This is a genomic window from Enterobacter sp. MGH 38, assembly GCF_000492855.1.
In the GTDB taxonomy this organism is placed as follows: Bacteria; Pseudomonadota; Gammaproteobacteria; order Enterobacterales; family Enterobacteriaceae; genus Enterobacter; species Enterobacter hormaechei_C.
Genome location: NZ_KI535608.1, coordinates 1,669,052 through 1,693,727 on the forward strand (window position 1 = coordinate 1,669,052; position 24,676 = coordinate 1,693,727).

26 protein-coding genes and 3 pseudogenes are annotated in these 24,676 nt (G+C 52.1%); 10 read left to right on the forward strand and 19 right to left on the reverse strand.

Features of this window, described 5'->3' with window-relative positions:
* The first annotated feature begins 20 nt into the window (after positions 1 to 20).
* Complete coding sequence (locus tag L384_RS03600) at positions 21 to 1,805, forward strand: methyl-accepting chemotaxis protein (RefSeq protein WP_023324817.1); 1,785 nt, start codon at positions 21 to 23, stop codon at positions 1,803 to 1,805.
* 194 nt (positions 1,806 to 1,999) lie between these two features.
* Positions 2,000 to 2,239: a hypothetical protein gene (locus L384_RS03595; RefSeq protein ID WP_003856678.1), complete on the forward strand. Its 240-nt coding sequence runs from the start codon at positions 2,000 to 2,002 to the stop codon at positions 2,237 to 2,239.
* Between the two features lie 30 nt (positions 2,240 to 2,269).
* Here L384_RS03595 and L384_RS03590 read toward each other — a convergent pair whose 3' ends face one another.
* Together L384_RS03590 and chaB are read right to left on the reverse strand one after the other, a co-directional pair.
* The gene (locus tag L384_RS03590; protein WP_017384255.1) at positions 2,270 to 2,965 is read right to left on the reverse strand and encodes a gamma-glutamylcyclotransferase; all 696 of its coding nucleotides are present in this window, start codon (positions 2,963 to 2,965) and stop codon (positions 2,270 to 2,272) included.
* Positions 2,966 to 3,141: 176 nt separating this feature from the next.
* Positions 3,142 to 3,372 (reverse strand): putative cation transport regulator ChaB, encoded by a 231-nt coding sequence (chaB, locus tag L384_RS03585; protein ID WP_023314272.1) that lies wholly within the window; start codon positions 3,370 to 3,372, stop codon positions 3,142 to 3,144.
* Positions 3,373 to 3,640: 268 nt separating this feature from the next.
* On the opposite strand from chaB, the gene chaA reads away from it, so the two are divergent.
* On the forward strand, positions 3,641 to 4,741 hold the full coding sequence (gene chaA / locus L384_RS03580; RefSeq protein WP_003856672.1) for a sodium-potassium/proton antiporter ChaA: 1,101 nt from the start codon (positions 3,641 to 3,643) through the stop codon (positions 4,739 to 4,741).
* A gap of 106 nt (positions 4,742 to 4,847) precedes the next feature.
* Here the strand turns inward: chaA and kdsA are convergent, their stop codons facing one another.
* The 6 genes from kdsA to hemA are packed head-to-tail and all read right to left on the reverse strand — an operon-like array spanning position 4,848 to position 10,151.
* A complete protein-coding gene (gene kdsA, locus L384_RS03575; RefSeq protein WP_003856671.1) occupies positions 4,848 to 5,702 on the reverse strand; it encodes a 3-deoxy-8-phosphooctulonate synthase in 855 nt (284 codons plus the stop codon).
* Between the two features lie 36 nt (positions 5,703 to 5,738).
* Complete coding sequence (sirB1, locus tag L384_RS03570; RefSeq protein WP_003856670.1) at positions 5,739 to 6,548, reverse strand: invasion regulator SirB1; 810 nt, start codon at positions 6,546 to 6,548, stop codon at positions 5,739 to 5,741.
* A gap of 3 nt (positions 6,549 to 6,551) precedes the next feature.
* The gene (gene sirB2 / locus L384_RS03565; RefSeq protein WP_023324818.1) at positions 6,552 to 6,944 is read right to left on the reverse strand and encodes an invasion regulator SirB2; all 393 of its coding nucleotides are present in this window, start codon (positions 6,942 to 6,944) and stop codon (positions 6,552 to 6,554) included.
* Positions 6,941 to 7,771, reverse strand: a complete 831-nt coding sequence (gene prmC, locus L384_RS03560; RefSeq protein WP_023324819.1) for a peptide chain release factor N(5)-glutamine methyltransferase — start codon at positions 7,769 to 7,771, stop codon at positions 6,941 to 6,943. Before prmC ends, sirB2 begins: the two co-directional genes overlap by 4 nt.
* Positions 7,771 to 8,853 (reverse strand): peptide chain release factor 1, encoded by a 1,083-nt coding sequence (prfA, locus tag L384_RS03555; RefSeq protein ID WP_003856667.1) that lies wholly within the window; start codon positions 8,851 to 8,853, stop codon positions 7,771 to 7,773. Before prfA ends, prmC begins: the two co-directional genes overlap by 1 nt.
* A 41-nt stretch (positions 8,854 to 8,894) precedes the next feature.
* Positions 8,895 to 10,151, reverse strand: coding sequence for a glutamyl-tRNA reductase (hemA, locus tag L384_RS03550; protein ID WP_003856666.1), 1,257 nt, complete (start codon positions 10,149 to 10,151; stop codon positions 8,895 to 8,897).
* 201 nt (positions 10,152 to 10,352) lie between these two features.
* On the opposite strand from hemA, the gene lolB reads away from it, so the two are divergent.
* The 4 genes from lolB to dauA all read left to right on the forward strand — a co-directional run bounded on the left by lolB (position 10,353) and on the right by dauA (position 14,707).
* On the forward strand, positions 10,353 to 10,964 hold the full coding sequence (gene lolB / locus L384_RS03545; protein WP_003856665.1) for a lipoprotein insertase outer membrane protein LolB: 612 nt from the start codon (positions 10,353 to 10,355) through the stop codon (positions 10,962 to 10,964).
* On the forward strand, positions 10,961 to 11,830 hold the full coding sequence (gene ispE, locus L384_RS03540) for a 4-(cytidine 5'-diphospho)-2-C-methyl-D-erythritol kinase (protein WP_003856664.1): 870 nt from the start codon (positions 10,961 to 10,963) through the stop codon (positions 11,828 to 11,830). Before lolB ends, ispE begins: the two co-directional genes overlap by 4 nt.
* A 125-nt stretch (positions 11,831 to 11,955) precedes the next feature.
* Complete coding sequence (prs, locus tag L384_RS03535; RefSeq protein ID WP_003856663.1) at positions 11,956 to 12,903, forward strand: ribose-phosphate diphosphokinase; 948 nt, start codon at positions 11,956 to 11,958, stop codon at positions 12,901 to 12,903.
* A 124-nt stretch (positions 12,904 to 13,027) separates the two neighbouring features.
* Complete coding sequence (gene dauA / locus L384_RS03530; RefSeq protein ID WP_023324820.1) at positions 13,028 to 14,707, forward strand: C4-dicarboxylic acid transporter DauA; 1,680 nt, start codon at positions 13,028 to 13,030, stop codon at positions 14,705 to 14,707.
* Here the strand turns inward: dauA and L384_RS03525 are convergent.
* Both L384_RS03525 and ychH read right to left on the reverse strand, forming a co-directional pair.
* Entirely contained in the window at positions 14,693 to 15,751 is a 1,059-nt protein-coding gene (locus tag L384_RS03525) for a MerR family transcriptional regulator (RefSeq protein ID WP_023324821.1), read from the reverse strand. The two genes, dauA and L384_RS03525, sit on opposite strands and share 15 nt — an antisense overlap.
* Before the next feature lie 119 nt (positions 15,752 to 15,870).
* Positions 15,871 to 16,146, reverse strand: coding sequence for a stress-induced protein YchH (gene ychH / locus L384_RS03520; RefSeq protein ID WP_003856655.1), 276 nt, complete (start codon positions 16,144 to 16,146; stop codon positions 15,871 to 15,873).
* A gap of 274 nt (positions 16,147 to 16,420) precedes the next feature.
* On the opposite strand from ychH, the gene pth reads away from it, so the two are divergent.
* Together pth and ychF are read left to right on the forward strand one after the other, a co-directional pair.
* Positions 16,421 to 17,005 carry an aminoacyl-tRNA hydrolase gene (gene pth / locus L384_RS03515; RefSeq protein WP_006810922.1) on the forward strand — a complete coding sequence of 195 codons (585 nt, stop codon included), beginning with the start codon at positions 16,421 to 16,423 and terminating at the stop codon, positions 17,003 to 17,005.
* A 126-nt stretch (positions 17,006 to 17,131) separates the two neighbouring features.
* Positions 17,132 to 18,226: a redox-regulated ATPase YchF gene (gene ychF / locus L384_RS03510; protein WP_003856650.1), complete on the forward strand. Its 1,095-nt coding sequence runs from the start codon at positions 17,132 to 17,134 to the stop codon at positions 18,224 to 18,226.
* Positions 18,227 to 18,281: 55 nt separating this feature from the next.
* Here the strand turns inward: ychF and L384_RS22845 are convergent.
* The 8 genes and pseudogenes from L384_RS22845 to L384_RS03480 form a co-directional block, all read right to left on the reverse strand.
* Positions 18,282 to 18,566 (reverse strand): annotated as a pseudogene (locus tag L384_RS22845) (YciI family protein); the annotation flags it as partial.
* A gap of 100 nt (positions 18,567 to 18,666) precedes the next feature.
* Entirely contained in the window at positions 18,667 to 19,032 is a 366-nt protein-coding gene (locus L384_RS03505; protein ID WP_003856647.1) for a hypothetical protein, read from the reverse strand.
* A 16-nt stretch (positions 19,033 to 19,048) separates the two neighbouring features.
* The gene (locus L384_RS03500) at positions 19,049 to 19,429 is read right to left on the reverse strand and encodes a hypothetical protein (protein WP_022651375.1); all 381 of its coding nucleotides are present in this window, start codon (positions 19,427 to 19,429) and stop codon (positions 19,049 to 19,051) included.
* Between the two features lie 79 nt (positions 19,430 to 19,508).
* A complete protein-coding gene (locus L384_RS0121330) occupies positions 19,509 to 19,985 on the reverse strand; it encodes a hypothetical protein (protein ID WP_003856645.1) in 477 nt (158 codons plus the stop codon).
* Between the two features lie 26 nt (positions 19,986 to 20,011).
* Positions 20,012 to 20,494, reverse strand: a complete 483-nt coding sequence (locus L384_RS03495) for a hypothetical protein (RefSeq protein ID WP_023314281.1) — start codon at positions 20,492 to 20,494, stop codon at positions 20,012 to 20,014.
* Complete coding sequence (comJ, locus tag L384_RS03490; RefSeq protein ID WP_023314282.1) at positions 20,491 to 20,778, reverse strand: competence protein ComJ; 288 nt, start codon at positions 20,776 to 20,778, stop codon at positions 20,491 to 20,493. Before comJ ends, L384_RS03495 begins: the two co-directional genes overlap by 4 nt.
* 443 nt (positions 20,779 to 21,221) lie before the next feature.
* Positions 21,222 to 21,428 (reverse strand): hypothetical protein, encoded by a 207-nt coding sequence (locus tag L384_RS03485; protein WP_022648388.1) that lies wholly within the window; start codon positions 21,426 to 21,428, stop codon positions 21,222 to 21,224.
* A gap of 5 nt (positions 21,429 to 21,433) precedes the next feature.
* Positions 21,434 to 22,618 (reverse strand): annotated as a pseudogene (locus tag L384_RS03480) (RHS repeat domain-containing protein); the annotation flags it as partial.
* Between L384_RS03480 and L384_RS0121340 the strand changes: the two are divergent.
* A pseudogene (locus L384_RS0121340) lies at positions 22,614 to 23,011 on the forward strand (DUF933 domain-containing protein); the annotation flags it as partial. The pseudogenes L384_RS03480 and L384_RS0121340 overlap by 5 nt on opposite strands.
* A 519-nt stretch (positions 23,012 to 23,530) precedes the next feature.
* Here the strand turns inward: L384_RS0121340 and L384_RS03475 are convergent.
* The gene (locus tag L384_RS03475; protein WP_023324823.1) at positions 23,531 to 24,049 is read right to left on the reverse strand and encodes a hypothetical protein; all 519 of its coding nucleotides are present in this window, start codon (positions 24,047 to 24,049) and stop codon (positions 23,531 to 23,533) included.
* Positions 24,050 to 24,676: the final 627 nt, after the last annotated feature.

Sequence of the window (24,676 nt, forward strand, 5' to 3'; positions counted from 1 at the left end):
ACACAGCAGGTATTACACTTATGTTCAGATCCATTCGCGCCCGCATCATTGCCGCGACGACAGGCTGTCTGGTCGTCGCCCTTCTTCTTAATACCATTATTAACTTTCAGGTCACGCGCCAGGATAATCAGCAGTCGCAGCGCGATATTCTGACCAGCACCAGCGCCAGCCACAACATGGCGATTGCCGACTGGGTGAACAACAAAATGACCGTCATCACCTCGGCGCAGCCAGTCGCGCTCAGCGACGATCCGGTTCCGGTGTTTAAACAGCTTGCGCTGGCGGGTGGATTCACCAACGTCTACGTGGGTTATGCCAGCAAAACGGCTAAATTTTCTGACCCAACCGGGGTACCCGCTGATTACGATCCCACCCTTCGCCCGTGGTATCAGCAGGCCGTCAGCGCTGATGGCCCGGTAGTGACTGCACCCTATGTGGACGCGGGCACCGGGAAACTGGTGGTGACGTTCGCGGTACCGGTTAAAGAGCAAGGCGCCCTGAAAGCAGTGGTGGCGGGCGATGTGGCGATGGACAGCGTGGTGGCTAACGTGCGCGGTATTCACCCGACTCCGGCCAGCAGCGGACTGCTTCTGGACAGCAACGGCACCGTTATTGCCGGCAGCGATCCTGCGCTGACGCTTAAGCCTTTTACGGAGACGATCAAAGGGACCGATTTTGCCACCCTGAAAAGCGGCAACCTGGTTGACGGAACGTTTAACGGACGCGAAAAAACGTTCCTGGCCACCGCCGTACCGGGGACGCACTGGCTGCTGGTTGTGGCGCTCGATAACGGCGATGCCACCGCCGGGATGCGGTCATTGCTAAAAGCATCTGCACTGTCTCTGGCGATCCTCGCCCTGCTGAGCGGAGCCCTCATGCACCTCCTGATTGCCCGCCTGCTTAAGCGGCTGTCCGGTATCCGTGACGCGATGAACAGCATTGCCAACGGTACTAACGATCTGTCGCAGCGTCTGCCGGATAAGGGGGGCGATGAAGTGGCGCAAATTGCGCAGGCGTTTAACGCCTTCAGCGATAAGCTTTCTGTGGTGATGGTCCAGCTGCGTGATGCCAGCGCCTCAGTGAAAAACGCAGCGCATGAGATTGCGGCAGGTAATCAGGATCTTTCCGGGCGTACCGAGCAGGCGGCATCAAGCCTTCGCGAAACCGCCAGCGCCGTGGAAGAGATCACGGCCTCCGTTACGCAGTCAAACGAGTCGGCAGCAGAAGCGAATGAACAGGCTAGCAAGGCCTCTGCCGCCGCATCCCGCGGCGGCGACGTCGTCGCTCAGGCCATCAGCACCATGCAGTCCATCGAACTGGCTTCCGCGAAAATCGGCGATATCACCAGCGTCATTGACGGCATCGCCTTCCAGACCAATATTCTGGCGCTTAACGCCTCGGTGGAAGCGGCACGTGCCGGGGAGCAAGGCCGTGGGTTCGCGGTCGTTGCGGGGGAAGTACGTAACCTGGCCAGCCGCAGCGCTCAGGCGGCGAAAGAGATCAAATCCCTTATTGATTCCACCACCGAAAGCGTTGCAACCGGCTCCCGGTTTGTGCACCTTGCGGGCGACAGCATGGATGAGATCCGCGCCAGCGTCGGGAGCGTGTCTGGCATTATGCGTGAAATATCTATTGCCACCCGCGAGCAGATGAAAGGGATCCATGAGATTAACCACGCGGTGACTCACCTGGATCGCATGGTGCAGCAGAACGCCGAGCTTGTTGTACAGTCTGCTGCGGCGGCCAGCGCGCTGCAAAGCCAGGCGGGCGACCTTGCTGAGACCGCTGGCCATTTCCGCATATAATTTTTCCCGGGCGCGCGTTAAGCAGGGTAAACGCGCGTCCGCTGAAAGGTTTCAGGGATTTTGTCATTTTTGTTTAATCGTTGCGCCATTTTTTGATCGAAATCAGCATCCCACCCCTGCCCCTTTGGTGTTATGCAATGAGTAAATTGTGAACAACATCACGCTCGGGATGGGCAAAAACGACGGGGTATAAAATGGCACGAGTTAAAACGAGTCTGAAACTGTTTGGCGGGGATACGGTAGTGGTGCGTTGCTCAGAGCGTTGCCGCATCCATCTGATAAGTTCGAAAGGACAGAAACAATCGCAGGCAGATATCCTTACCGTCCAGGACGATAAGGCCTGGCTGACGGTGCCTTACACCGGCACCTGGGATGTGCTGATCGACAGCCACAGCCAGTCGCTCGAACATTCCGTAAGTTACGTGGCGGCATAACCATAAACGCCCGGCCAGCCGGGCGTATTATCAGGCAAAACCTGGCCGCAGCGTATTGCTGAGCGGGTTCCCTTCCAGCAGCGCTTTCACCTTCACCACCAGCTCACTCAGACAGTCGTCCTGCATACCGAGACGCGTCAGCTCCTGATCGAGCGAGAAAAGGTACTGGGCGTTAGTACCCAGCGGTCCACTGGCGGCGGCAATCAGCGGGGCAATCACCTGGGTTCGGGTGTCGGCTTCATACAGCGGGTGGCGCGGATCCATAATGAACACCAGCGCGTTGACGGTGCGGCCGTCATCCAGTTCCAGCTTGCACCAGCTGGGCATATAGCAGCCGGTGATCATCTCGCGCTTCCACAGCAGCGTCAGCTCATCTTCCAGCGTGGTATCCGGCAGCCGGTATGCCACGCCCGTGGTGCGCCCGCCCTCTTTTAGTGCAAGCATGCGTCCTGGCTGACACGCGCTGCCGCGTCCGGCGGTCAGGCGCAAACAGAAGGCGCGGTGCCAGCCAGGCAGCGTTCCGGTTGCCGATTCAACAAATTCGAGCGCCGGGTTCCACATCAGCGAGCCGTAACCAAAAATCCAGACCGGGCCATCATCCGGGCGGCAGGCAAGCGTTGCCGCAAGCGACGCCGCACGTTGTTCAGCCGACCACAGAAGCGATTCCTCAATAGCACCAAATGCCGTCTTACAATCTGCCTTCATCAAGAAATCACGCGTTAACACATTCCACCTCCGCCACTGCATGCTTCCTTGCGACATCTGTAATTCGCCTTCCCGGCATTCTGTGCTGTTCATTTTAACAGCAGTTGAGCAACGATAAGCAATTCGCGGGCCAGATGCAATACAGCGGCAGGTCAACCGCCTGAAATGTCAAAAGGGAGGCAGCGTATTATTCGCGGCTATTTCTTTTTGTGCCATTTATCATCGTCCCCTTTCTCATAGTCATTTTTTACGGCGGCCCAGGCCACCTTATGGGCCGTCTCTTCGCGGCTGGCATCGTCCCGGCGATCTTTTTTATCTTTGTACTGATCCCAGGCGCTGTTAAAGGCTTCTTTGTAGATATCCTGGGCGTGGGCAGGCAATACGTTTTGCACGTTATCTGGTAATTCGCTTTTCGATTTGTATGGCATCGTTAACCTCTCTTTTGGCTAAAAGATAAGTGTGGACGACGATACGCGAGGGTGCCAGCCAACAGAAAGAAATGAACAATATAAAAATGCAAGTCATTGTTATTAAATTAATATTTAACAGAGATAGGCCATTATAAGCCTCAGGAATAAAAATTATAATAAAGGGTAAAACTAAGTAAAAAATACAGGGTATTTAACAGATTTCTGTTAGTTTAATACCTTTAAAATCTATCTATAATTACAAGCACCTGCATTGTTGGAGAAACACATGACAGCAACACACGAGGCGGTGAAAACCCGCCACAAGGAGACCTCTCTCATTTTCCCGGTTCTGGCACTGGCTGTGCTGCTCTTCTGGGGAAGCAGTCAGTCATTGCCAGTGGTTGTGGGGATCAATATTCTGGCTCTGGTGGGTATTTTAACCAGTGCATTTAGCGTGGTACGCCATGCGGATGTTTTAGCCCACCGTCTTGGAGAGCCGTATGGGTCATTAATTTTAAGCCTTTCGGTTGTGATTCTTGAAGTCAGTCTCATTTCCGCATTAATGGCCACCGGCGACGCCGCGCCAACGCTAATGCGCGATACGCTCTATTCCATCATTATGATTGTTACCGGCGGCCTGGTCGGTTTTTCACTTTTATTAGGTGGTCGCAAATTTGCCACCCAGTACATGAACCTTTTTGGCATTAAACAGTACCTGATCGCCCTGTTCCCGCTGGCGATTATTGTGCTGGTATTCCCGATGGCGCTGCCGGGTGCAAATTTCACCACCGGCCAGGCGCTGCTGGTGGCGCTGATTTCCGCGGCGATGTACGGCGTGTTCCTGCTGATCCAGACCAAAACGCACCAGAGCCTGTTTGTTTACGAGCATGAAGACGACGGTGACGACGATGACCCGCATCACGGTAAGCCGTCGGCTCACAGCAGCGCGTGGCACACGGTATGGCTGATCGTGCATCTGATTGCCGTTATTGCGGTCACCAAGATGAATGCGAACCCGCTGGAGGCGCTGTTAACTGAACTGAACGCGCCGGTCGCCTTTACCGGTTTCCTGGTGGCCCTGTTGATCCTGTCGCCAGAAGGCCTGGGAGCGCTGAAAGCGGTGCTCAATAATCAGGTGCAGCGTGCGATGAATCTGTTCTTTGGCTCTGTTCTGGCGACCATCTCCCTTACCGTTCCGGTGGTGACGTTGATTGCCTTTATGACGGGAAATGAATTGCAGTTTGCGCTGGGTGCGCCAGAGATGATTGTGATGGTGGCATCCTTGCTGCTGTGCCAGATTTCCTTCTCCACCGGCCGCACCAATGTGCTGAACGGCGCGGCGCATATGGCGCTGTTTATTGCGTATCTGATGACGATATTTGCGTAATTTTTTTGCGGGGTGGCGCTGCGCTTACCCGGCCTACAAAACCCGTAGGCCCGCGCAAGCGTAGCGCCGCCGGGCAAAGAAAAACCCGCCGAAGCGGGTTTTTTTATTAGTTGCTGGTATCCAGCTCGTCGAAGCTCTTCACCAGATCGTCAATCGCTTTGATCTGTTTCAGGAACGGCTCCAGCTTATCCAGCGGCAGCGCGGATGGACCGTCGCATTTCGCGTTAGCCGGATCCGGGTGCGCTTCAATGAACAGACCCGCCAGGCCGGTTGCCATACCGGCGCGCGCCAGTTCGGTCACCTGCGCACGACGCCCGCCAGACGCGGCGCCAAACGGGTCGCGGCATTGCAGGGAGTGGGTCACGTCGAAAATCACCGGAGACTGGTTAGAGACGTTCTTCATCACGCTGAAGCCCAGCATATCCACAACCAGGTTGTCATAACCGAAGTTTGAACCACGGTCGCACAGGATAACCTGGTCGTTACCGCCTTCGATAAACTTGTCGACGATGTTACCCATCTGGCCTGGGCTCACGAACTGCGGTTTTTTCACGTTAATCACGGCACCGGTTTTCGCCATCGCTTCTACCAGGTCAGTCTGGCGAGCGAGGAACGCCGGAAGCTGAATCACGTCTACCACATCAGCCACCGGCTGTGCCTGAGACGCCTCGTGCACGTCGGTGATCACTTTCACGCCAAACGTCTGTTTCAGCTCCTGGAAAATCTTCATCCCCTCTTCCAGGCCCGGGCCACGGTATGAGTGAATGGAGGAGCGGTTGGCTTTGTCAAAAGAGGCTTTAAACACGTACGGGATGCCCAGTTTTTGGGTCACGGTCACGTAGTGTTCGCAGATGCGCATAGCGAGATCGCGGGATTCCAGCACGTTCATACCGCCAAACAGCACGAACGGCAGGTCGTTTGCCACGTTGATATCACCAATGCTAACCACTTTTTGTTTCATAGGATCGCCTTATTCAGGTGTGAATCGGAATTAAGATTAATGCAGTGTAATGTGTTTATGCGCGATCGCGTTGATCTGCGCGCGGATCATCTCGCTGATCGGGTCTTCCGGACATTGTTCGACGAAATAATTTAAATCATTCAGCGCCACGTGCTCGCAGTCGAGCTGCGCATAAATCAGGCCGCGGTCGCGGATTTCGTACGGATCTTCCGGATTGAACTGCAACAGCACTTCGCTTGCGCGCAGGGCCAGCTCCATCTGACGCTCTTCCATCAGCGCAGACTTCAGCGTATCCAGGAGCTTGCGGATCACTTCGGCGTTATCGGCTTCATCGAGATCTTCATTGAACAGCTCAGCTATCGGGCTGATGTTGCCTTTCAGCCAGACATCCAGCGTATGCTCATCCAGCGTGTCGCCGTTAAACGGATTGATTAACCACATCTCACCGTCCAGCCACTCCGCCCGCAAAATCATCTGCGTCGGGAAAATGACCGGCACCAGTGGAATCTCCAGCTCGTGCGCAACCCACAGTAAAATGGCGCCCAACGCGACGGCGCTGCCCTGACGATTTTTCAACACCTGGTCCAGCCACAGTGCGTCAGACAGGCGGTACACGCCTCGCGTGTCGCAGAAACCCCATTCGCCGTAGAAAAGCTCAATCAGCTTCTCTAATTGCCAGTCCTGCGGACGTGCCTGATTGATCTCTTCGCGCGCCAGGCTGACCAGATTCTCCAGTTCAGCGTAAACGTACTGTGACGTAAAATCGTCGCGGATCATCTCTGAAATCAGGATCATACCATCGCAGAGCGGCACTTTGTTAAATTCGAAATCGGCTAAGGACCTCATGACTTACCCCAGTAACGGTATTCTTGTGGTGGCGAGTTTAATGATGATGTACAGCACCACCAGACCCAGCAAAAAGGCGATAAACCCTGTCTGCTGGCTGCGCGGACGATGACGCCCAAGCGCGATAAAACCCAAAACGATGTAGATGATAACGCCAAACAGCTTTTCAGTCAGCCATGCGCCTTTATCAGTCAATGGCAGATAGCCGGTCTTCCACATTAACCCGGCTCCGGAAAGGAACAGCACCGTGTCGATACAGTGCGGGGCGATGCGTACCCAGCGGGCGTTAATCAGCGGATTGTTGTTGTAGCGCCACCAGTAGCGGGCAATAAAAAAGCCAATGGTCAGGGCAACGGAAACCAGGTGAACGGAGATCAGCAGCGTAAACAGGCTCATGACCGCTGCCCCAGCGTCAAACGTTCATTGCCGCCGTAATCCCGGCAGGTTTCCACGGCAGCGTATCCGGCATGCGTAAACAGCGCTCGCACCGCCTCTCCCTGCGTCCAGCCATGTTCCACCAGCAGCCAGCCACCGGGAAGCAAATGTTGCCGTGACGTTGTCACAATGTGATCGAGATCCGCAAGTCCCTGATTCGCAGCGACCAGCGCGGTCAAGGGTTCAAAACGCACGTCGCCCTGCACGAGATGCGGATCGTCTTCGTCGATGTAGGGCGGATTGCTGACAACCATTTCAAACATGCGGCTTTCAAGCGCGGCAAACCAGCTGCTTTGCAGAACGGAAACATTGTTCAGCCCCAGCCGTTCAACGTTGCGCCGCGCGAGGGCGACCGCATCAGGCATCACGTCTACCGCCGTCACGGTGCAGTCTGGCCGCTCGCTGGCAAGCGCCAGCGCAATCGCCCCGGTGCCGGTGCCGAGATCGAGGATCTGACACGGCTGCGCTGGTAACCGCGCCAGCGCCTGCTCCACCAGACACTCGGTGTCCGGGCGCGGGATCAGCGTGGCCGCTGAGACGTACAGTGGAAGGGACCAGAACTCGCGCTCGCCAACCAGATGCGCCACCGGCTCGCCGGTTTTACGGCGGGCAAGCAGCGTCTCCAGCTGCGATTGCTGTTCAGCGGTCAGCGCGGTTTCGCCGAAAGCCAGCAGATACGTGCGGGCTTTACCCGTCACATGCTCAAGCAGAATTTCGGCGTCACGCTTCGGGCTTTCACTTGTGGAAAGCTCACTGGCGGCATGGCGTAACCAGCGCTGAAAATCCATTAATCCTGCTCGGACAGTGCCGCCAGCTGGTCGGCCTGGTATTCCTGCACGATAGGCTCAATCAGCATATCGAGCTTGCCTTCCATTGCCTCATCCAGACGGTACAGCGTCAGGTTGATGCGGTGGTCGGTTACGCGCCCCTGCGGGAAGTTATAGGTGCGGTTACGATCGCTACGGTCGCCGCTGCCCAGCAGGTTACGGCGGGTAGAGGCTTCCGCCTGCTGGCGTTTCGCCATTTCCGCCGCGTGGATACGGGCGCCCAGCACGGATAACGCCTTAGCTTTGTTCTTGTGCTGGGAACGTTCATCCTGACACTCAACCACAATCCCGGTGGGCAGGTGAGTAATACGGATAGCGGAGTCGGTGGTGTTAACGTGCTGACCACCTGCCCCTGAAGAGCGGAAGGTGTCGATGCGCAGATCCGCCGGGTTGATATCCGGCAGTTCCGCTTCCGGCAGCTCCGGCATCACCGCCACCGTACAGGCCGAGGTATGAATGCGCCCCTGCGATTCCGTCGCAGGCACGCGCTGCACGCGGTGACCGCCGGATTCAAATTTCAGTCGACCGTACACGCCGTCACCGCTGATTTTGGCGATAACCTCTTTGTAGCCGCCATGCTCGCCTTCGTTGGCGCTCATGATCTCCACGCGCCAGCGACGGGATTCGGCATAACGGCTGTACATACGGAACAGATCCCCGGCGAACAGCGCCGCTTCGTCGCCGCCGGTACCGGCGCGGACTTCCACAAAGGCGTTACGCTCATCGTCCGGATCTTTCGGCAGCAGAAGCACCTGAAGCTGCTGCTCCATCTCTTCTGAACGCGCTTTCGCATCCTGTAACTCTTCCTGCGCCATCTCGCGCATCTCAGGATCGTCGAGCATCATCTGCGCGGTTTCGATATCTTCCTGGACCTGTCGCCAGTCGGTAAAGCATTTTGAAACATCACTTAACTGCGCGTATTCACGCGACAGCGCGCGAAAACGTTCCTGGTCGGCAATGGTCCCGGCATCGCCGAGCAGCGCCTGGACTTCTTCATGGCGCTCGTGCAGAGCTTCCAGTTTAGCGACGATAGAAGGCTTCATAGGCGTAAATGCACCTTGTCTTAGAAAATGGGTATAGGGCGCTATTCCAGCCCGAGGCTGTTGCGCAGAATTGTCAGGCGTTCATCGTCCCCGTCACGGGCAGCCTGCTGAAGAGATTTGGTTGGGGCATGGATCAGGCGGTTGGTCAGTTTCCAGGCCAGATCCTGCATAATCGCCTGCGCGTCGCCGCCCTGTTCAAGGGCCGCTAACGCTTTGGCCGTCAGGTCATCACGCACCTGCTCCGCCTGACCGCGGTATTCGCGGATGGTCTCGCTGACGCTTTGCGCGCGCAGCCAGGCCATAAATTCGCTGGTTTCCTGTTCAACGATGGTTTCAGCCTGCACAGCCGCCGCCTTACGCTGGGCAAGGTTGTGCGAAATGATGCTTTGCAGGTCATCCACGCTGTACAGGTAGGCGTTCGCCAGTTTGCCCACTTCCGGTTCGACATCACGCGGAACGGCGATATCCACCAGCAGCATCGGCTGATTGCGGCGGGATTTCAGCGCACGCTCGACCATCCCTTTCCCGATAATCGGCAGCGGGCTGGCGGTAGAGCTGATAATAATGTCCGCCTCTTTCAGACGTTCATCGATGTCGCTCAACGCAATCACCTCAGCGCCCACTTCATCTGCCAGCACCTGTGCACGTTCGCGGGTGCGGTTGGCGATGATCATCTTCTTCACCTTGTGTTCGCGAAGATGGCGCGCCACCAGCTCGATGGTTTCGCCCGCCCCCACCAGCAGTACGGTGACGGTCGACAGCGATTCGAAGATTTGACGGGCAAGGGTACAGGCCGCGAAAGCAACCGAAACCGCACTGGCGCCAATGTCGGTTTCGGTTCGCACACGCTTCGCCACGGAGAATGACTTCTGGAACATTCGTTCAAGTTCGCTGGCTTTCAGATGCCCTTTCTGGGAATCCGCGAAGGCTTTTTTCACCTGGCCAAGGATCTGCGGCTCGCCCAGCACCAGCGAATCCAGACCGCTGGCCACGCGCATCAGATGGCTGACCGCATCGTTATCCTGATGCCAGTACAGGCTGTTGCGCAGCTCTTCTTCGTTGAGGTTGTGGTAGTCACATAGCCAGCGGATCAGCGCCTCGTGCAGGTTGTCCTGCTCCTCCACGCTTAAATAGAGCTCGGTACGGTTGCACGTCGACAGCACCACGCCACCCTGCACCATCGGCTGTGCAAGCAGGCTGTCCAGCGCCAGGTCGAGCGTATCCGGCGAAAACGTAACGCGTTCTCGCAGTGAAACCGGGGCCGTTTTGTGGTTGATACCGAGTGCTAATAGGGTCATGTTGAGCGGGAGTAGTACCAGCGTTAATAAGGTTAGCAGGACGCATCATACAGGATGCGCGAGATCAATAAAAGAGACTGCCCCCTTTCGGAGTAATAGCTTACGCCACGCTTTGAGATAATTTGAACGTAGACGGTGGCACCCTTCAACGCTAGCATTAACAGTTATAACTGCAACGTATCTCAAGGATTTGTCATCATTATGACCCGAATGATTCGCCTGCTGCCTCTGGCGGCCCTGGTTCTGACCGCCTGTTCCGTTCATCAGCCGAAAGGCCCGGGCAAAAGCCCTGACTCACCGCAGTGGCGCCAGCACCAGCAGGACGTGCTGAAATTAAGCCAGTATCAGACCCGCGGTGCATTTGCTTATCTCTCTGACGAGCAAAAAGTTTACGCTCGCTTCTTCTGGCAGCAAACGGGTCAGGACAACTATCGCCTGCTGCTGCTGAACCCGCTGGGCAGCACCGAACTGGAGCTGAACGCGAAGCCTGGCGAAGCGCAGATTACCGATAACAAAGGCCAGCACTACACGGCAACCGACGCCGAAGAGATGATTGGCAAGCTGACCGGGATGCCGATTCCGCTCAATAGTCTGCGCCAGTGGATCCTTGGCCTGCCGGGTGACGCAACCGACTACACGCTCGACGATCAATACCGTCTGAGCCAGGTAAATTACACTCAGGGCGGTAAAACCTGGAAAGTGGTGTACAGCGCGTATGACAGCAAGACTCAACCGTCGCTGCCGTCCAATATGGAGCTGACGCAGGGTAGCCAGCGTATCAAGCTGAAAATGGACAACTGGATCGTTAAATGATGACCCACTGGCCCTCTCCCGCAAAACTGAACCTGTTTCTCTACATTACCGGACAGCGCGCTGACGGCTATCACACCCTGCAAACGCTGTTTCAGTTTGTCGATTACGGCGACACGATCTCCATCGAACCGCGTCAGGACGGGCAGATTCACCTGCTGACGCCGGTCGACGGCGTGGCGCATGAGGATAACCTGATCGTGCGAGCTGCTCGCCTTCTGATGAAAACGGCGTCGTCGTCGGGTCGTCTGCCAGCGGGAAGCGGTGCGGATATCCGTATCGACAAACGCCTGCCAATGGGCGGCGGTCTTGGTGGCGGTTCATCGAACGCCGCGACCGTACTGGTGGCGCTTAACCACCTCTGGGACTGCGGTCTGACGACGGACGAACTGGCAGCGTTAGGATTGACGCTGGGCGCCGATGTACCGGTGTTTGTGCGCGGCCACGCGGCGTTCGCTGAAGGTGTCGGTGAAATCCTCACGCCGGTCGATCCGCCGGAAAAATGGTATCTGATCGTTCACCCTGGCGTGAGCATTCCTACCCCGGTCATCTTTAAAGATCCTGACCTGAAAAGAAATACCCCGGTACGGTCAATAAAAACGTTATTAAATTGTGAATTCAGCAACGATTGCGAGGATATCGCAAGAAAACGTTTTCGCGAGGTTGATGCGGTGCTTTCCTGGCTGTTAGAATACGCGCCGTCGCGCCTGACCGGTACAGGGGCCTGTGTCTTTGCTGAATTTGACACCGAAACCGCCGCCCGTCAGGTGCTTGAGCAAGCGCCGGTTTGGCTGCATGGTTTTGTAGCACGCGGGATGAACATCTCCCCCCTACAGCAGGCCATTCTGGCGCAGACTGAGTTTCGGTGACAACGTCACCCTGTTCCAGACGTTGCATCGCGCTCTTTAATACACCGCCTGGATAGCGTTTGCTTAGGCCCCGCAGTTTGCGGCGAACGCTATCCACCACTGGACGCATGCCTGAGGTTCTTCTCGTGCCTGATATGAAGCTTTTTGCTGGTAACGCCACCCCGGAACTAGCACAACGTATTGCCAACCGCCTGTACACTTCCCTCGGCGACGCCGCTGTAGGTCGCTTTAGCGACGGCGAAGTCAGCGTACAAATTAATGAAAATGTACGCGGTGGTGATATTTTCATCATCCAGTCCACCTGTGCTCCAACGAATGACAACCTGATGGAATTGGTTGTTATGGTCGACGCGCTGCGTCGTGCTTCTGCTGGCCGTATCACTGCTGTTATTCCTTACTTTGGCTATGCACGTCAGGACCGTCGCGTCCGTTCCGCGCGTGTGCCAATCACCGCTAAAGTAGTCGCTGACTTCCTGTCCAGCGTCGGCGTTGACCGCGTACTGACGGTTGACCTGCACGCAGAGCAGATCCAGGGCTTCTTCGACGTGCCGGTTGATAACGTATTCGGCAGCCCAATCCTGCTGGAAGACATGCTGCAACTGAATCTGGACAACCCGATTGTGGTTTCTCCGGACATCGGCGGCGTGGTACGTGCGCGTGCTATCGCAAAGCTGCTGAACGATACCGACATGGCGATCATCGACAAACGCCGTCCGCGCGCTAACGTTTCTCAGGTGATGCACATCATCGGTGACGTGGCTGGCCGTGACTGCGTGTTGGTGGACGACATGATCGATACCGGCGGTACACTGTGTAAAGCCGCTGAAGCGCTGAAAGAGCGTGGTGCGAAACGCGTATTCGCTTACGCCACTCACCCGATCTTCTCCGGCAATGCGGTAAACAACCTCCGTAACTCCGTCATTGATGAAGTTGTGGTGTGCGATACCATCCCACTGAGTGACGAGATCAAAGCGCTGCCAAACGTGCGTACGTTGACTCTGTCCGGGATGCTGGCCGAAGCGATTCGTCGTATCAGCAACGAAGAATCCATCTCTGCAATGTTCGAACACTGATCGAACACGGCCAAAAAACCCGCTGCGGCGGGTTTTTTTGTTTATAGTATTTATTTGTATGACTTATGCCTCCTTCACCTGCCATTCATATGACAGATGATGCGCACACGGATGATAGATAATTGTGAAAAAAGTAACCTCCTCACATGTTCTGCCCTTTCGCGCCCTCATCGACGCCTGCTGGAAAGAGAAATACACGTCGTCACGCTTTGTTCGTGACCTGATAGCCGGGATCACCGTCGGGATTATTGCCATCCCGCTGGCGATGGCGCTGGCGATTGGTAGCGGCGTCGCGCCGCAGTACGGGCTGTACACCTCGGCCGTTGCGGGGATTGTGATTGCGCTGACGGGCGGGTCCCGCTTCAGCGTCTCCGGCCCGACGGCCGCCTTTGTGGTGATCCTCTACCCGGTTTCCCAACAGTTTGGTCTGGCAGGCCTGCTGGTTGCCACCCTGATGTCCGGCATCTTTTTAATTCTGTTTGGTCTGGCCCGCTTTGGTCGCCTGATTGAATATATTCCCCTTTCCGTAACGCTGGGGTTCACCTCGGGGATTGGGATCACCATCGGGACCATGCAGATTAAGGATTTCCTCGGTCTGCAAATGCCCCATGTTCCGGAGCACTATTTACAGAAAGTGGGCGCGCTGTTTATGGCGCTGCCGACGGCCAACCTGGGGGATGCAGCCATTGGCATCGTTACCCTCGGCACACTCATCGTCTGGCCTCGCTTAGGTATTCGTCTCCCGGGGCATCTGCCCGCTCTGCTGCTGGGCTGCGCGGTGATGGGCGCCGTCAACCTGCTCGGTGGACAGGTCGCCACCATTGGCTCCCAGTTCCACTATGTTCTGGCGGACGGCTCACAGGGCAGCGGCATTCCGCAGCTGCTGCCGCAGCTGGTTCTGCCGTGGGACATGCCGGACTCCAGCTTCACCCTGAGCTGGGATTCCCTTCGCGCTCTGCTGCCCGCTGCATTCTCCATGGCAATGCTGGGCGCGATTGAATCTCTACTGTGCGCCGTTGTGCTCGACGGCATGACCGGCACTAAGCATAAAGCCAATAGCGAGCTGGTCGGCCAGGGCTTAGGGAACATCGTTGCACCGTTCTTCGGCGGTATTACGGCTACGGCTGCGATTGCCCGTTCCGCCGCGAACGTACGTGCGGGCGCGACATCACCGGTTTCGGCGGTCATTCACTCCCTGCTGGTGATCATGGCGCTGCTGATCCTTGCCCCGCTGCTTTCATGGCTTCCGCTCTCTGCCATGGCTGCGTTGCTGCTGATGGTGGCCTGGAACATGAGTGAGGCGCATAAGGTGGTTAACCTGCTGCGCCGCGCGCCGAAAGACGACATTATCGTGATGCTGATCTGCATGTCGCTGACCGTGCTGTTCGATATGGTTATCGCTATCAGCGTCGGCATAGTGCTGGCCTCGCTGCTGTTTATGCGCCGCATCGCGCAGATGACGCGTCTCTCCCCGGTTAACGTTGAGGTGCCTGACGATGTGCTGGTGCTGCGCGTGATTGGTCCTCTGTTCTTCGCCGCAGCGGAAGGTTTGTTCAGCGATCTGGAATCCCGCATCGCGGGCAAACGGATTGTGGTGCTGAAGTGGGATGCCGTCCCGGTGCTGGATGCCGGCGGTCTGGATGCCTTCCAGCGCTTTGTTGCCCGCCTGCCGGAAGGCTGCGAGCTGCGGATAAGTAACCTCGAATTCCAGCCCCTGCGCACCATGGCGCGCGCAGGCGTGCAGCCGATCCCTGGCCGATTGTCCTTCTACCCTAACCGTGAAGCTGCATTAGCGGATCTGTGAGTCATCTGATGCAGAGACGCGTCTTTGCATCATCACCCCGATCGCCTGCTGGAGCCATTCAAGCACGGCAGGCGTCATCCACGTGCCTTTCATCAGATGCGGCTCCTGCTGCATGGCGAGGCGAAATTTTTGCTGGGTCTGCGGGTTTGTTCCCGCATAGGACTGGAATAAAACCAGCCAGTTTTCTGCCAGCTTTTGCGCATCGTCAGAAGCGGGACTGAGATTATCCCGCTGCGCCTGATGCAGCTTCGCCACCAGCGGCGGCCACTCCATCATCCGGTCAAAGTAGTGCGCCCGGGTAAAGGCCATCTCTTCGGCAGTGAGATATTTCTCCCAGATGCTGAGCTTTGATTCGGCAAACGCCCGCGTGATGTAATCAGTTATCTCCGGCGTAATGCCGGTTTGCTCCTGCATCTGCGGCTCCACGCTGTGCATCTCGTTCAGACGGGTCAAAAATTCCGGTTTGCCTGCGGTATCCTGCTCCAGGCGTTCCATCCACCGTGAAGCCAAATCGGTCGCCCGCGCGTCCGTGACGCTGACGTTCTGTTCCAGCAAGTGTTTAACTTCCGTCACCAGACCCGACCAGATATCCGCCAGCGCCTCTTTCTCTACCGCAAACGGCAGTTGCTGCAACTCTTCTTTGCTAAACCAGCGATCGTACATATTCATTAACTCCAGAGTCTGTAGCCAGGATTCCAGATCCGGCGTCGCATCGTCGGTCAGCCCGGTACGCAATTCCACCAGCCGGTTGCGCAGCGTATGGATGCTACGCAGTTGCTTGTCCAGCAGAGTGATTTGCCCGTCGAGTAATTCGGCTAATGACAGCGAACGCTGTTTCAGAAAATCCCTGATTTCGGCAAGCTCCAGCCCGGCTTTTGCCAGCGTCTGGATCATATGCAGACGCTGCACATCCGCCAGGTTATAAAGCCGGTAGCCTGCCGCGCTTCTGGCAGAAGGTAACAACAGCCCTGTTTGCTCGTAGTGATGCAAAGTCCGCACGGTGATCCCGGCACGTTTCGCCAGTTCACCCACCTGTATCAACATAACGGCTCCTTTTGTTCTGCCAGTGTCGTTACTCTGGAGCCTTACGTTACGTGAGGGTCAATGCGTCATGCAAAAAAAACGACTTCAGATGAAGTCGTTTCGGTGTTCTTTATGGGGCACTAGCTATGCTTGCGCTGGTCGCGGCGACATCGTTTATCGTAATGGCGCACCCACCAGTATTTATCGCAGACTTCCTCATGTCCGCTCACGCGCGCCCCGGCGAGCCACAATACCGCACCTAGGAAGATACTCAGCACCGCGCCATGCGCAAAGTATTGTGGGAGGTCAAGCTGCGGTAATTGGTTTAAGATTGAATAACCGACACCGGCGACCATCACGAACAGTCCCAACCCCATTAGCACGTTACCGAGCATTGAAGCGTTTTTGCGTTTCATATGTCACCTCCGGAACTTTGGGTTGTCAGGGGAAAAGCCCCTTCTCCTTGTGTGTAAAGTATAGACAACGCCTCTTATATGAGTTGCGTGAATGATCACATTTACAGATCACTCCCGGACAAAAATTTACAAATAAGACATTGAACAGCTTGAAATTCTAATTGTTCAAAGAGGAAATTATTCGCATTTCGGTGTACCGCAGGCAGAACTTTGTCAAGCGGCGCGCCAGACAGTAAACTACGCGCCAGATCTGGAACCCATTAGGAAGTAAATTGTGACGATTAAACTGATTGTCGGCCTCGCCAATCCGGGCGCAGAGTATGCCGCTACCCGCCATAACGCCGGTGCCTGGTATGTTGATCTGCTGGCGGAGCGTTTGCGCGCTCCCCTGCGTGAAGAACCCAAGTTTTACGGGTATACCTCACGCATCAATCTTGCGGGTGCTGACGTGCGGTTGCTGGTGCCAACCACCTTTATGAACCTGAGCGGCAAAGCCGTGGCGGCCATGGCAACGTTTTATCGCATCAATCCGGATGAGATCCTGGTGGCCCACGACGAACTGGACCTGCCGCCAGGCGTGGCGAAATTCAAACTGGGCGGCGGTCATGGCGGCCACAATGGTCTGAAAGACATCATCAGCAAACTGGGTAATAACCCTAATTTCCACCGTTTGCGCGTGGGAATCGGCCATCCGGGCGATAAAAACAAAGTTGTTGGTTTCGTACTGGGTAAACCACCGGTTTCTGAGCAGAAGTTGATTGACGAAGCGGTGGACGAAGCGGCCCGCTGCACCGAGATTTGGCTTCAGGATGGCCTGACAAAAGCCACCAATCGACTGCACGCTTTCAAAGCGCAATAATCGGCGCCCTGGGGCTTTTTTACCGCGCGTCGCGCGGGTTACGTGTATAATAGGCGTAGTTATTTACTTTTCTTCAATCGGTTATCGTTAACGGATTGATTATCAAGATATTAAGGTGATTTAGAAATGGGATTCAAATGCGGTATCGTCGGTCTGCCAAACGTGGGCAAATCCACCCTGTTCAACGCGCTCACCAAAGCAGGTATTGAAGCGGCGAACTTCCCGTTCTGTACCATCGAGCCGAACACCGGTGTTGTTCCTATGCCCGATCCGCGTCTGGACCAGCTCGCGGAAATCGTGAAGCCGCAGCGCATTCTGCCAACCACCATGGAGTTCGTGGACATCGCGGGCCTGGTAAAAGGCGCTTCCAAAGGTGAAGGCCTGGGCAACCAGTTCCTGACCAACATCCGTGAAACCGAAGCGATCGGCCACGTTGTGCGCTGCTTCGAGAACGACAACATTATCCACGTTAACAACAAAGTGGATCCGGCTGACGACATCGACGTCATCAACACCGAGCTGGCCCTCTCTGACCTCGACACCTGCGAGCGCGCCATTCACCGCGTGCAGAAGAAAGCCAAAGGCGGCGACAAGGACGCGAAAGCGGAACTGGCTGCGCTGGAAAAATGTCTGCCACAGCTGGAAAATGCCGGCATGCTGCGCGCGCTGAAAAACCTGACTGACGAAGACAAAGCGGCGATCAAATACCTGAGTTTCCTGACCCTGAAGCCAACCATGTACATCGCCAACGTTAACGAAGACGGTTTCGAGAACAACCCGTATCTGGACAAAGTGCGTGAAATTGCCGCGGCTGAAGGTTCTGTAGTGGTTGCGGTTTGCGCTGCCGTTGAATCTGATATTGCAGAGCTGGACGACGCCGACCGTGAAGAGTTCATGGCCGAGCTGGGTCTGGAAGAGCCGGGCCTGAACCGCGTGATCCGCGCGGGCTATGAGCTGCTGAACCTGCAAACCTACTTCACCGCTGGCGTAAAAGAAGTGCGTGCGTGGACGATCCCTGTAGGTGCGACTGCGCCTCAGGCGGCCGGTAAAATCCACACCGACTTCGAGAAAGGCTTTATTCGTGCGCAGACTATCGCGTTTGAAGACTTCATCACTTACAAGGGTGAGCAAGGCGCGAAAGAAGCAGGCAAGATGCGTGCGGAAGGGAAAGATTACATCGTTAAAGATGGCGACGTGATGAACTTCTTGTTTAACGTTTGATTTGAATGAAAAAAATCCACGCTTTGGCGTGGATTTTTTTATTGTGAGGTTGAAACACATTGTCTAAGAGATCAGTTTTCATGCTGGAATCTAAAGGAATGATTTCGGCAGACACAAGCCTAACGCCTGAAAAGAGCCCTCGCGCTAGCGCTCTTTAAGAGATGCAGGACTCTCAGATTTAGCGAGAATGACCCCACCAGTTCTTGGGATCCGTCTTCCGGAAGTCAGAAATATCCCCTCTGAATACCCTTTTTTAGTCACTCAACATGAGAAGGTATCGTTGCGTCAACCTCCTCAAGGGGTTTATATACGTCAATATGACAATGTAAACCGTAGTCATCTTTTTCCTCGTAGCCTTTTTTAAACTGCTTGATATAACTGCTGATACAGTTCCTTTTTTGCCACCGGTTATAGTTATCATTTTTTTGGCGCTTTTGAACTTAATACGCAGGGCCCGATTGAGACAACACGTTACGCTTCATATCCCAGGAATAAAACCAATCATGCCAGCCATTTTTTTTTGCTGGATAGCTACAGACAACGATCACTTCCTTTGACAGGTTGAATGTTAAGTAATAGAAAGTCGCACCTTCAGGAGGGGCAGACCAAAATAGTTTTTCGCCCTGCACATTGAAGATGGTCAAAACGGTTGGTAATGGCTTAGGCTCGCTTAACACAAAGACTAACTGGCGTGTTAAGTCGACCAATGCATAGCTTAAAAATGGCACACTAACAAGTATGTTACTTTCACCACACGCCCATTGAAGCAGGTCTTTTTCTTTAATACAAATGAGATTTTCAATCATTGGTAAACCTCAACGTTTAAAGTTTGATCTGCTTCAAATCACCTTCAAAAAGCCCCACAAGATATACCCGGTATCGGGCTGGCTGCACTTCTTTATACGTTAATATAGCGGAAAACTCTTTTAAACACTTTGAACATGTGTTTTTCGAAACATCTAATTGGCTTTCATCATAGCTATATTTCTTATGTTCACTATCAAGCTTCACACCTCTCATTTTCTTAACCAAAAAGCATTTTACCTCTTCTGTGAGCGTGTCAAACTCATATGAGTTTACGATAGAGTAGACTATTACCCCCTCGCATTCAGGGCATGTTATTTCCTTTCCATACTCTATGAAATCATTGTCAATGCCATCAAGGACTAATAACTTCTTTTTCAGTCGATTAGTAAGTTTCATTATTTAAATTTTAAGTTTATCAATAAAAAAGTAAGGCTATAAGAAATGGAGGATTTTATTAATCATTAACATCATTTAGTCAAACATTCCATTCTATATAAACACCACAATCGAAGCTTTTTTCATTAGACTGTACAACAATGTTTCCCCATTCATGCCTCCATTGAAATCCATATGGGGGATTGTTAATTTTAAGATTAGGCTTTGATGTAATTTCATTCTCAACCCATACTGTCAAACGCTGCTGCTCATCCGATAAATTACTCAGACTAGCCCTTTTATCCCAATCCTCTAACGTTTTATAAAAACTTCCATCCTTACTAGTAAGGAATAATGATGGAGAAAAAGAAAATGCTGAAGGCCTCAGTTCCAAAATGAAAACTTGATCTTTCCATTTAACATTATCGATAGCGAAATAAAAAGGACCTACTGTAGTCAATGGCGAGAAAAACTTGTAAAATGCGGAATTTTTAAAAGTATCAACATCTTTTAATTCGATGGGGTAGTTGTTAATTTCTACAAATCCAGTATGAACATCAAGTTTCATTTCTAACATATCTAAACCACCTTTTTTGGAAGTGACTACTTTATATTCCAAACTATATATACCCCATGATTAAATGACTTTGTCTCATATGAGACTGAAACCCGCCCCCACTCAAAGTTCCACCTAATGATGTCTGTTTCCGTGGTATCAGGCGTGTCCAGGTTCAGTGATTCTTTCAGCCAATCAGACAGGCTTTTCACTGATTCATTTAGCATGTGAACATTAGTTCGTGCATTCCAATCATTTAATGATTTATAGTATTGACTATTTTTATCAACAAGATGAAGCATAAAATGAAAACCATAGCACACCGGGCGTATAGTAACTTGAAATTCTTTATCGAAAAACATTACTGAGTCAACAAGGTAGTGATTCGACATATTTTTATTTACAGCTTTGCGTTTTACTAATTCGTGGTATAAATCACACTTACAAAAGCCTTCTTCAGTATCTATTTTTAAAGGAAGACCATCAAGGTTTAGCTCACCGGTAATCGGGTTGAATTTAAATTCAATCATGCGACCTGAAGCTTATTTTTATTTGTAATAAAAAATGGCACTACAATGCAGCGTTGAGCAGTTTCATCTAATATAAAAGAATTATCTATTTTGATATTGACGTTGGCTCCAAATGCGTCCTCTGGTAATGGGTCGAATATAACATAATCTTTGTGAAGAACAGCACCTTGAGAAACATTGCCTTTTCCCCAGTAATTCAGCTTTTCGTCATAGTCTCTGGATCGTAACAACATTTGACTATGTGAAATCAGTAGCTCAACTATTTGTATTTTTTTATCATTCATTACATTACCTCGATTTTTATTATCGTTCTACCGATAATGTGGGGTCAGTCCATTAAAAATAAAATGCTTGTGAAATTCTTTAAGGGGTTAATGATTAGCTGTAATATGAAAACTGATAGGGGAAGCACCCTTCCCCTGCTGCTCAAACTTTGAGCAGCATGTTAGTAACAAGCGCATACCCTGAAACCCCCATTATAGTTTAATTAGGATATTCGGCAACAACTAACCGCCTGATTTAGTCCTCTCCATTATACAAATCACCAGCATAATTAAATATTTTCAATTATTTTTTCTGTGAGATCAGCGTAACTAATAATTTCCTAAACGCCATTGCTGATATTTTGATTGCCGGTAAAGATAATTTTCATCTCTTTACCGAGCCATTCCCAACCAAAAAAATATAAAAAACGAACGGAAAAATAAATCCCCCACGTAATTATCTGTCAACAAAAATAAAAGTAAATATCCCGTATTAAATCTCCATCAACTTCATCAACAGTTCTGGTTTTGATTTTATTAAAGTCAGCTAAAATACCTTTCACTGGCACAGTAGACTTTGATATATCATCATAAAATGCTTTTTGTTGACTTTCCGGAACATATTTTTTTATTAAAAAAACAAGATTCTTTCGTAACTCTTCATCTGTCATCGCTTTTACTCCGGAATTATAGTAACACGTTCAAAAATAACAGGGTAATTACGTTCGATTGGTAGCAACTGTAATGCCCCACCTTTACCATACTCAGGATATGCACTGGTGAAAAGCTCATATCCAGGCCCTCGACCACCATTGGCAAGAGGTACTTGCACCTGAGGCACTCCATTTTTATACAGTTGTAATGTATCAAACTCACCTAATAAACGTGCATCACTCCATGAATCAGGATTACCTTTCTCATAAAAAATTTGATAGGCGTCCCTGGCTTCATGTGCAGATTTATATTTCGTATACCCAAAATAACTTAACGGGGCTGATTTATTTTCTATTGTCTGTGGAGCATATTTGCTATCCATATAACGATATGCTGTAGAAGGCATAGTCGAACTAGGGCCATTTGGACCAACATAGAAATCAGGTTTTGTTTTACCGCTACACTCGCGGCTCAACCCCCACGGATCCACCCACCCCAGCGCATTCGGCGCATACTGGTAAAGGTTTATCCCCCCCGCCAGCCCTATCGGGTCCTGCTGCGTAAACCTTCTGCAGTCCGGGTCATAATACCGGAACAGATTGTAGTGCAGCCCTGTCTCACGATCCAGGTATTGCCCCTGCATACGCAGGTTCTGGGAATATCCTGATACCTGCGTATCGCTTTCCCGCAGCAGTTTGCCCCAGGCACTGTTCACCCCTTCCCAGCGCACCTGCCCTTCGCTATCCGTCATCCGCTCCGGTGTGCCGTTGGGCTGGCAGTGGAACCAGAAGATTTCCGGGGCATCAACGCCGTCAATACGTGCCAGCGGATCGTAGCTGTCCTGATCGCTGTAGACGTAGGTCAGCGGCACATCCCCGTGCACCTCCTGCAACAGCCGGAACCCTTCCCAGACAAACCGGGTGGTGACCGGCTTGCCGGTCGGCTGCCCAAACAGCATCTGGCGGCGCGTTTTGCTGATGCGTCGTCCGAGTGGGTCATAGCGGAAGCTGACCTGCGTCTGCGGCCTGTTGCGGTCCCGCGGCTGGCTGATGACCTCCGTCAGGCGATGCTCGCTGTCGTAGCGGTAGTGCCAGCGGGTCTGGCCGTTATCCTTCTCCACGGTGCGGCCGTGGATGTCATAGCGCCAGCGAATGCCGTTCAGCTGCGTCAGGCGGTTGTGCGTGACCTTCTCAGCAGACTCTTCAAGCGATAAAGGTTCTGTAGTGGTAGCGTTTTGGAACGCGGTTGAATCCGATATCGCTGAAATGAACGACGCCGATCGTGAAGATTTCATGGCCGAGCAGGGTCTGAACCGCGTGATCCGCGCGGGCCATGAGATGCTCAGCCTGCAAACCTACTTCACCGCGGGCGTAAAAGAAGTGCGTGGACCATCCCTGTGGGTGCGACTGCGCCTCAGGCGGCCGATAAAATCCACACCGATTTCGTGAAAGGCTTTATTCGTACACAGACTATCGTGTTTGAAGACTTTATCACCTACAAGGGAGAGCAAGGCGCGAAAGAAACAGGCAAGATGCGTGCGGAAGGCAAAGATTACATCATTAAAGATGGCGATGTGATGAACTTCTTGTTTAACCTTTGAGTTGTTTTTAATGGGAAAAATCCCCGCTTGGGCGTGGATTTTTTTTTACATGGTAAAGAGAATGATGTCGGCAGTCGCAAATTTTAACGTCTGAAAAGGGTGCTGGTGTAAACGCTCTGCTGGTCAGGCAAGTCTCTCACCTTTAGCAGGTATACCCCCTTTGCGTACGCCAGTTTCAGGCACTCTTGTCGCTGTAATTTTAATGTTAAATGTGAATTTAGTACGAAGGTCCTGATCTAGACAACGCGTTACGCTTCATATCCCAAGAATAAAACCAATTATGCCAGCCATTTTGTATTACTGTAAAATTACATACAACAACCACTTCCTTTGACTGGTTTAATGTTAAGTAATAGAAAATAGCACTTTCAGGAGATGCAGACCAAAATAGTTTTTCACCCTGAGCGTTGAAGATGGTCAAAACGATTGGTAACGGCTTTGTCTCGCTTAACACAAACACAAATTGGCGTGTTGAATCGACCATTGCATTGTCTAAAAATGGTTTGCCGAAAATATATTTTATCCTTTAGCGATCAAAACGCTTCTATGATCAGTTTCATTTTTTATCCAGAACATTTCATCTTGAGGTAACGATCCATTACTGCAAAAATCAACAAGTTCACCTTGCCAACCATCAGGAACATATTCTTGATAATGCATACTCTCAACATATTCCGAATATAATCTTTTATTATCAAAGTCTATAAATAAATCCGGCATAAGTTCATATATATCCCACCAAATTGTTTTTTGCGAAAGCCTTTTATAAAACTCCTCAGCAATGTCATCCTTATCGTATGAATAACCATCGTTAATTAAACCATCAATGAATATCTGCGCGTTTTCTTCATTTACAACTGGTATGTCATATCTTTCCTTATGGGTATTCTGTAGGTTTATTTCCACCCCACTTTTCACAAAATCCTCTACCCATTTTACTCTGTCTAAGACCCACATTTCCTTGAACGCAACGAACCAATAAAATCTTCCTTCATACTTAACTATCACAAGGAGTTCGTCATCTTTATTGATATTCATATAGTAACCTATCTTACATTCCCGGAGCCTGGAATCGCTACTTCTTCAAGCCATTCTGCCCATATTGATGGTAATTCACACGACCTACCTGGCGTTGTCGGATCCACGCGTAATGTTTGATTTTTTTATAGAGTAACGAACTTATCCCTTTTGCGCAGATAGAACTCTAGATATTTTTTAGGTCTATCCTGAAACGCACGCTCTTTGCTGTAGTTATAAGCATCGTTAAAATATTTATACGCTTCCTCGAATTGATTTAACTCATAACAGACCATGCCGAGATCGATTAAGGGTGCAGTGTCTATATCCGATCCACGTGTCCGTAATGTCGTTTTTCCCCATTTGTTTTCCTCAGCATAATCCGCAAGATCAAAACATGCGCTGTACATGCAGGCAGCGATCCAGTTGGCGAGTTCCCATTCGAGCTTTGGCTCAGGAAGCGCTTGCCAGGCTTTTTGGTTTTGCTCTAAAGCCTCGGCGTATTTTTGGTTGTCGTGAAACTCGTTCCCTTGATCAATAGTATATTGTTATAGATATTATAATACTTAAGATCTTGTCCTTTTAAATAAAAAACTTTGCCTAAGAAACCGCCAAAAACACCATAATCTATGGTTAAATTTTATTTAA

Excerpts from the sequence above, each read along its gene's own strand:
- L384_RS03600 (WP_023324817.1), top strand. The coding sequence starts at position 21 with ATGTTCAGATCCATTCGCGCCCGCATCATTGCCGCGACGACAGGCTGT.
- L384_RS03595 (WP_003856678.1), top strand. The coding sequence starts at position 2,000 with ATGGCACGAGTTAAAACGAGTCTGAAACTGTTTGGCGGGGATACGGTA.
- chaB (WP_023314272.1), bottom strand. The coding sequence starts at position 3,372 with ATGCCATACAAATCGAAAAGCGAATTACCAGATAACGTGCAAAACGTA.
- chaA (WP_003856672.1), top strand. The coding sequence starts at position 3,641 with ATGACAGCAACACACGAGGCGGTGAAAACCCGCCACAAGGAGACCTCT.
- kdsA (WP_003856671.1), bottom strand. The coding sequence starts at position 5,702 with ATGAAACAAAAAGTGGTTAGCATTGGTGATATCAACGTGGCAAACGAC.
- sirB1 (WP_003856670.1), bottom strand. The coding sequence starts at position 6,548 with ATGAGGTCCTTAGCCGATTTCGAATTTAACAAAGTGCCGCTCTGCGAT.
- sirB2 (WP_023324818.1), bottom strand. The coding sequence starts at position 6,944 with ATGAGCCTGTTTACGCTGCTGATCTCCGTTCACCTGGTTTCCGTTGCC.
- prmC (WP_023324819.1), bottom strand. The coding sequence starts at position 7,771 with ATGGATTTTCAGCGCTGGTTACGCCATGCCGCCAGTGAGCTTTCCACA.
- prfA (WP_003856667.1), bottom strand. The coding sequence starts at position 8,853 with ATGAAGCCTTCTATCGTCGCTAAACTGGAAGCTCTGCACGAGCGCCAT.
- hemA (WP_003856666.1), bottom strand. The coding sequence starts at position 10,151 with ATGACCCTATTAGCACTCGGTATCAACCACAAAACGGCCCCGGTTTCA.
- lolB (WP_003856665.1), top strand. The coding sequence starts at position 10,353 with ATGACCCGAATGATTCGCCTGCTGCCTCTGGCGGCCCTGGTTCTGACC.
- ispE (WP_003856664.1), top strand. The coding sequence starts at position 10,961 with ATGATGACCCACTGGCCCTCTCCCGCAAAACTGAACCTGTTTCTCTAC.
- L384_RS03525 (WP_023324821.1), bottom strand. The coding sequence starts at position 15,751 with ATGTTGATACAGGTGGGTGAACTGGCGAAACGTGCCGGGATCACCGTG.
- ychH (WP_003856655.1), bottom strand. The coding sequence starts at position 16,146 with ATGAAACGCAAAAACGCTTCAATGCTCGGTAACGTGCTAATGGGGTTG.
- ychF (WP_003856650.1), top strand. The coding sequence starts at position 17,132 with ATGGGATTCAAATGCGGTATCGTCGGTCTGCCAAACGTGGGCAAATCC.
- L384_RS03505 (WP_003856647.1), bottom strand. The coding sequence starts at position 19,032 with ATGATTGAAAATCTCATTTGTATTAAAGAAAAAGACCTGCTTCAATGG.
- L384_RS03500 (WP_022651375.1), bottom strand. The coding sequence starts at position 19,429 with ATGAAACTTACTAATCGACTGAAAAAGAAGTTATTAGTCCTTGATGGC.
- L384_RS0121330 (WP_003856645.1), bottom strand. The coding sequence starts at position 19,985 with ATGTTAGAAATGAAACTTGATGTTCATACTGGATTTGTAGAAATTAAC.
- L384_RS03495 (WP_023314281.1), bottom strand. The coding sequence starts at position 20,494 with ATGATTGAATTTAAATTCAACCCGATTACCGGTGAGCTAAACCTTGAT.
- comJ (WP_023314282.1), bottom strand. The coding sequence starts at position 20,778 with ATGAATGATAAAAAAATACAAATAGTTGAGCTACTGATTTCACATAGT.
- L384_RS03485 (WP_022648388.1), bottom strand. The coding sequence starts at position 21,428 with ATGACAGATGAAGAGTTACGAAAGAATCTTGTTTTTTTAATAAAAAAA.
- L384_RS03475 (WP_023324823.1), bottom strand. The coding sequence starts at position 24,049 with ATGAATATCAATAAAGATGACGAACTCCTTGTGATAGTTAAGTATGAA.